Annotated in this window: 4 protein-coding genes; all 4 read right to left on the reverse strand. The window is 38.0% G+C overall.

Going from position 1 to position 6,730, the window contains the following annotated elements; all coding sequences use genetic code 11:
* Nucleotides 1-106: 106 nt before the first annotated feature.
* The gene (locus HYG88_RS11050) at nucleotides 107-2,167 is read right to left on the reverse strand and encodes a bifunctional diguanylate cyclase/phosphodiesterase (protein ID WP_005162599.1); all 2,061 of its coding nucleotides are present in this window, start codon (nucleotides 2,165-2,167) and stop codon (nucleotides 107-109) included.
* 684 nt (nucleotides 2,168-2,851) lie between these two features.
* Nucleotides 2,852-3,868, reverse strand: coding sequence for a ketol-acid reductoisomerase (ilvC, locus tag HYG88_RS11055; RefSeq protein WP_005162600.1), 1,017 nt, complete (start codon nucleotides 3,866-3,868; stop codon nucleotides 2,852-2,854).
* A gap of 104 nt (nucleotides 3,869-3,972) precedes the next feature.
* Complete coding sequence (gene ilvN, locus HYG88_RS11060; protein WP_005162601.1) at nucleotides 3,973-4,464, reverse strand: acetolactate synthase small subunit; 492 nt, start codon at nucleotides 4,462-4,464, stop codon at nucleotides 3,973-3,975.
* Nucleotides 4,461-6,188 (reverse strand): acetolactate synthase 3 large subunit, encoded by a 1,728-nt coding sequence (locus HYG88_RS11065; RefSeq protein ID WP_005162602.1) that lies wholly within the window; start codon nucleotides 6,186-6,188, stop codon nucleotides 4,461-4,463. Before HYG88_RS11065 ends, ilvN begins: the two co-directional genes overlap by 4 nt.
* Nucleotides 6,189-6,730 lie beyond the last annotated feature (542 nt).

The following is a 6,730-nucleotide window of genomic DNA, read 5'->3' on the forward strand; positions in this document are numbered from 1 at the left end:
CTTATAATTGCTAAAATAGTCAAGGCTGTGAATCTCTTTTACTTGAAAAGATATGAGCAGCCTTTTTCGTGAATAGATGATATAGAAATCGTTAGGTCCAAATAAACTAAGCAAAGTTGTGATGATTCAACACTAAATTTTCAACATTTACAGGCATACCCAATAAATAACCTTGTAATTGATTACATCCTAAATTAGTTAAAATATCAGCTTGTTGCTGTGTTTCTACACCTTCAGCTGTGACGATTAAGCCTAACCTAGCGGCAAGGTGAATGATACTTTCTAGAATTGCCTCTTCTTTCGAGTTTGGTTGTAAATCTATGAGAAAACCGCGATCAATTTTAAGTTCATCAACAGGCAGATCTTTTAAATATAAAAAGCTTGAATAGCCAGTTCCAAAATCATCAATCGCAATCCGAATACCCAACTTACGCAAGCGTTCTAAAGTGCGAATACTTGAATCAATATGATGCATTGCTGTTGATTCAGTGATTTCTAAAATAAGATTGTGGGGCTGAATTTGATATTGTTCTAAGAGCTGCTCTAATACGTTAAAAAGTTTTTTATTTTCAAATTGTAATGCAGATAAGTTGACGGCAATTGGATAAAAAGGACTATTACTTCGTTCCCATTTGTGAATCTGCTGACAAGCTTGCTCCAATGCCCAATATCCCATCGGAATAATCAAACCTGTTTTTTCTGCTCCCTCAATAAACATTTGAGGAGTCAACAAACCTAAGCTTGGATGCTTCCAACGAATGAGCGCTTCAATACCACAAACTTTATAATTCGCAGTAAATTTAGGTTGATAAAATAAAACAAATTGCTGCTCATCTACAGCTTTATACAAGTCATTAATTAATTTGGATTGGCTACGAACATCTTGCTGATCTGTTGTAGAGTGGAAAACAGTAAAGGTATTTCTACCCTGCTCTTTAGATGCCAACATTGCTACATCTGCATTAATTAATAAATCCTGAAGATTCGTACCGTGCTCAGGATACATCGCAATTCCCAAACTTGCAGAAATATTAATTTCTTTTGTCGCGATCAGATATGCCTCTTGAATAAAATGCAGAACTTCTTCTGCCAGCAACATCGCTTGATTAACATCAGTATTTTCAGAGATCAATACAAACTCGTCACCACCAATACGAAATAGCTTATGGCTTGAACTTAATTTTTCATGTAACCGATTGGCCATTTGAATTAAAAGTTGATCACCAATATGGTGTCCAAAAGCATCATTTACCGATTTAAAGCGATCTAAATCTACATATAAAAATGCTGCTTTTTCTTCTCGTAAGCGATGATGGCTGAAGATTACTTCCGCATAATCTGTCAAATATAATCGATTCGGCAACTTTGTTAATGAATCATGTAGTGAGTGAGTTGCTAATTCTTTATTTATTCTAACTAATTGTTGATTACGCTCCTCTAGTCTGGCTTCTAAAACTGCGATGGCAAAACCAGCAACAAATACCAAACTGATAATAAAAATAATACTAAACAATAAAACGGGTTGCTCTGTATGTGCTGAGCCAAGTGCTTCCGCAAATCCTGTATCAAAATAAGTGGCTGCCATACCCGTGTAATGCATACCTACAATACTAAAAGCCATCAATATTGCAACGACAGCCTTTAGTGCAGTTTTATATTTAACCGCGGTTGTGTATTTAAAAATGAATAAACAGCTCAAACCAGAACCACATACAGCGATGAGTACTGAACAAATCACGAGTAATGGATCATATCTCAATTGATGGTGTTCAACTGAAAGCGCCAACATCCCCGTGTAATGCATTCCAGATATCCCTAGCCCTAAGAATAATGCACCTAAGATCAGACGTGGCATAGGTAAAGTAGGTCTAGTGGTTAGCCAAACAGCAAATACCGAAGCAGTTGCGCCTATCAAATATGAAAGCACAGTCAAACTAATATCAAAATGATAGCCTTCAGGCAAACGGCTCGCGAGCATTCCAATAAAATGCATCACCCATATTGCCAAGCCTAAAGTCAAGCCACTCGTTACTAAAATGCTTTTCTCCAACTTTTTATAAGCAGCTTTAAAAACGAGTTCTTCCATTGAAACTGCCGCATAACAAGTCGCTACTGCAACCAAAATGGAAACGATGACCCATGTGCTATCGTAATCAACGTGAACCATAAAGGACTTCCATGATTATTCAGTACTTTTTTTTATTTATTGAGCGAATTGCTCAAAATCAGAACGATCATTAACACTCAAAAAAGATACAAATGGTGTATTCATAAACTTTCCTTAACAATAACATCATCTAGTATAAGTTCAAGTCTTTTTCATTTTATAAATCAATAGAATAAAAACACATATTCATTTCAAACCAATGAAAATTCTTGTTTTTTTACTGCAATTTTAAAAGCAACCAACAATTATAAAAGATGCACTACCTTTCATAAATACTCTAAACATGTATATAGTATGCCTTTTTATCATGCTGTTTGCTATAATTCTGTTATTAAAAAAGACTAAGAATATGAAGTTTTTTATATTGAAAGCAAATAAGTGACTACACTCCTTATCAGGTAATTTATTTTTTATACTCTCAGTAACATCTTAAAAATTCTGCTTACTTCCATACGAGCCGTGAGAATTAACTTAACAACCTAAACGGCAAGATTAGGCTATCATCACAAGGTACAGCACTGTAAGTGATGCAATAAAAAAACCCTTGTATAAACAAGGGCTCTTCAAAGATTAAACTAAAAAATTAGTTTTTCTCTTTATCAACGATTTTGTTCGCTTGAATCCAAGGCACGAAAAAAATGGGAAAGCACTGCTTTCCCATTTTTTAAGGCACGTAACGCAACCTTAGTTCTTTTCTTTGTCTACGATTTTGTTTGCTTGGATCCAAGGCATCATCGCACGTAATTTAGAACCTGTTACTTCGATACCATGTGCTGCATTTTGACGACGACGAGCAGTCATAGATGGGTAGTTCAACGCACCTTCTTGGATGAACATTTTCGCATATTCACCAGATTGGATACGTTTCAATGCATTACGCATTGCTTCACGTGACTGTTCGTTGATTACTTCAACACCAGTTACGTATTCACCGTATTCAGCATTGTTAGATACTGAATAGTTCATGTCAGCAATACCGCCTTCGAACATCAAATCAACGATCAATTTAAGCTCATGTAAGCATTCGAAGTAAGCCATTTCTGGTGCATAACCAGCTTCAACTAAAGTTTCGAAGCCCATTTTAACCAATTCAACAGCACCACCACAAAGAACTGCTTGTTCACCGAATAAATCAGTTTCAGTTTCTTCACGGAAAGAAGTTTCGATGATACCTGTACGACCACCACCTACGCCTGAAGCATAAGAAAGTGCAACGTTACGAGCATTACCAGAAGCATCTTGGTGAATCGCGATAAGATCAGGAACACCTGAACCACGTTGGAATTCTGAACGTACAGTGTGACCAGGTGCTTTTGGAGCAACCATGATTACGTCTAAATCTTTACGTGGAACAACTTGGTTATAAAGAACAGAGAAACCATGAGCAAATGCTAAAGTTGCACCTTCTTTGATGTTTGGTTCAATTACATCACGATAAAGTTGAGCTTGGAACTCATCTGGAGTCAAGATCATAACTAAGTCAGCTTGAGCAACAGCTGCTGGCACTTCAGAAACTTTAAGACCTGAATTTTCAGCTTTTTTCCAAGATGCTGAACCAGCACGTAAACCAACAGTTACGTCTACGCCAGAGTCTTTCAAGTTAAGTGCGTGAGCATGACCTTGTGAACCATAACCAATAATTGCAACTTTCTTGCCTTGGATGATTGATAAGTCACAGTCTTTATCGTAAAAAATTTGCATCTGTTTTCTCCGCTAAAATTTTTGTCATTTCCCTTGTTATACAAGGATAGATTCTTTGAAACTTCCCAATTCTTGCATTTCTATATGAAGAATTGGGGAAGCGATTAAATACTTAAAACTTTTTCACCACGTGCGATACCAGACACACCAGAACGTACAACTTCTAGAATGGTGTTTTCAGCAAGTGCATCAATAAAACCATCAATCTTTTCAGTTGTACCTGCGATCTGAATCGTATAAGTGGTTGGTGTTACATCAACGATTTGGGCACGAAAAATATCAGCTGTACGCTTAATTTCCGCACGAGCGGCACCTAAAGCTTTCACTTTAATTAACATAAGCTCGCGCTCAATATGCGCACCTTCTGACAAATCAACCACCTTAACCACTTCAACTAATTTATTCAGTTGTTTTGTGATCTGCTCGATTTTGTGATCATCACCATAAGTTGTCAGCGTCAAACGAGATAAAGTTTCATCTTCAGTTGGCGCAACGTTTAAAGTCTCAATGTTGTAACCACGTTGAGAGAATAAACCGACCAAACGAGAAAGCGCGCCTGCTTCATTTTCTACAAGTACAGAGATAATGTGTCTCATGCCGTGCGCTCCCCTTTACCTAACCACATATCTTTCATCGACTGACCTGCAATCAACATTGGATAAACATGCTCTGTACGATCAACCATGACATTAATGAATACACATTTATCATTAATTGCCATTGCTTCAGCCAGTTTAGACTCCAATTCATCTGCATGATTGATTTGAATACCTACGTGACCATAAGCTTCCATCAATTTTGCAAAATCAGGTAAAGAATCTACATAAGAGCTTGAATGACGCCCTTCATAGTTCATGTCTTGCCACTGCTTCACCATGCCTAAAGCTTGGTTATTTAAGCAAAGAATTTTCACATTTAAGCCATATTGCTTACATGTCGATAATTCTTGGATACACATCTGAATTGATGCTTCACCTGTAATACACACGACTTGTTGATCTGGGAATGCAAGCTTCGCTGCCATTGCATACGGTAAACCAACACCCATCGTACCTAGACCACCAGAGTTAATCCATTGACGCGGGCGTTTGTATTTGTAGTACAAGGCACCAAACATCTGGTGCTGACCTACGTCAGACGTAATGATCGCTTCACCATTGGTCACACGATCAAGCGCTTCCACCACTTGTTGTGGTTTCATTTCACCATTTTGAGCCGCTTCATAGCGTAAGCCATGAACTTTACGCCACTCATTAATCTGAGACCACCATTCAGCAATTGCTTCCGGATTTGGCTTGGACACATTCATCTGTTTCAACTGTACCAACATTTCCTGAAGGACAGGTTCAACCGCACCCACAATTGGAATATGCGCCATGATGGTTTTTGAAATGGTCGCTGGGTCAATATCAATATGAATGACTTTGGCATTTTGACAGAACTTGGCTGGATTGTTGGTCACACGGTCATCAAAACGTGCGCCAATCGCCAAAATCACATCGGCATTATGCATTGCCATATTGGCTTCATAAGTACCATGCATCCCTAACATACCCACAAATTGTGGATCATTACCTGGGAAAGCACCTAAGCCCATCAACGTATTGGTCACTGGATAACCCAATAGATGTGCAAGTTCAGTCAACAATGCCGAAGCATTCCCCTGAACAACACCACCACCTGTATAAATCATTGGGCGTTTAGCAGTGATCAGTTCATCAATGGCTTTACGAATTTGACCTGAATGTCCACGTGAAGGCGGTTGATATGAACGCATCTTCACTTTTTCAGGATATTCGTAGGCAAATTTTTCTGCTGGATTGGTGGCATCCTTAGGAATATCAACAACCACTGGGCCTGGACGACCAGAAGAGGCAATATAAAATGCTTTCTTAATAATGGCAGGAATTTCGCTGGCGTGACGCACTTGGAAACTGTGCTTTACGATTGGACGAGAAATACCAACCATATCTGTTTCTTGGAATGCATCTTCACCAATTAGGTGACTTGCAACTTGCCCTGACAAAATCACCATTGGGATTGAGTCCATATAGGCAGTTGCAATAGGAGTAACAGTATTTGTTGCACCTGGACCAGAAGTTACAAGAACAACACCTGTTTTACCAGTTACGCGCGAGTATGCATCTGCCATATGACCAGCAGCTTGCTCATGACGTACAAGGTAATGATTAATTTTGTCTTGTTGAAAAAGCGCATCATAAATATGTAAAACTGCGCCGCCTGGATAACCAAAAACATGCTCTACGCCTTCGTCCGCAAGCGCACGAACGAGCATTTCACCACCAGATAAAAGTTCCAACGTGATTCACCCTAGTGTTAGTACAATTTATGGGAGACATAAATTGTATTTTCATTCATTAACTTATGCACTTTTCTAAGTGTGCGTATTCTACTCGTTTTTGCTGCAATAGGAAAAATTTTCTGACTCATCAGCCGTATAAGCTGTTATTACATCTCGAATCAAAACATGTTGGGATAAACATATTTCAAAAAATCATTCTCTCGGCTAGAAAGAATGTCCATTGCAAACCATGACATTTATTCGAAGGGTGATCAAATAAGCGCACATAAAACTAAGCAAGCATTTTTGTTGCTTTCATACACAAAGTCAAGAATAAAGAAAAGGTTTTTTTTAGAATAATTTTTAGCTGTTGTTTTTTTAATCTCTCAGTTCAAGGTGATTTATCGATCCAAATGTCCATTTATCAAAAAACTCTTTGTACACGACAAAAAAAGACAACTCATTGAAATAATGGCATAATACTTGTTTTCTGACGACGAATATGATGACACATTTCAATGAGTTACATCTCATCTTAAACAAATATCTAAAGTGGAACA

The organism is Acinetobacter sp. SwsAc4, assembly GCF_013391535.1.
Classification (GTDB): Bacteria; Pseudomonadota; Gammaproteobacteria; order Pseudomonadales; family Moraxellaceae; genus Acinetobacter.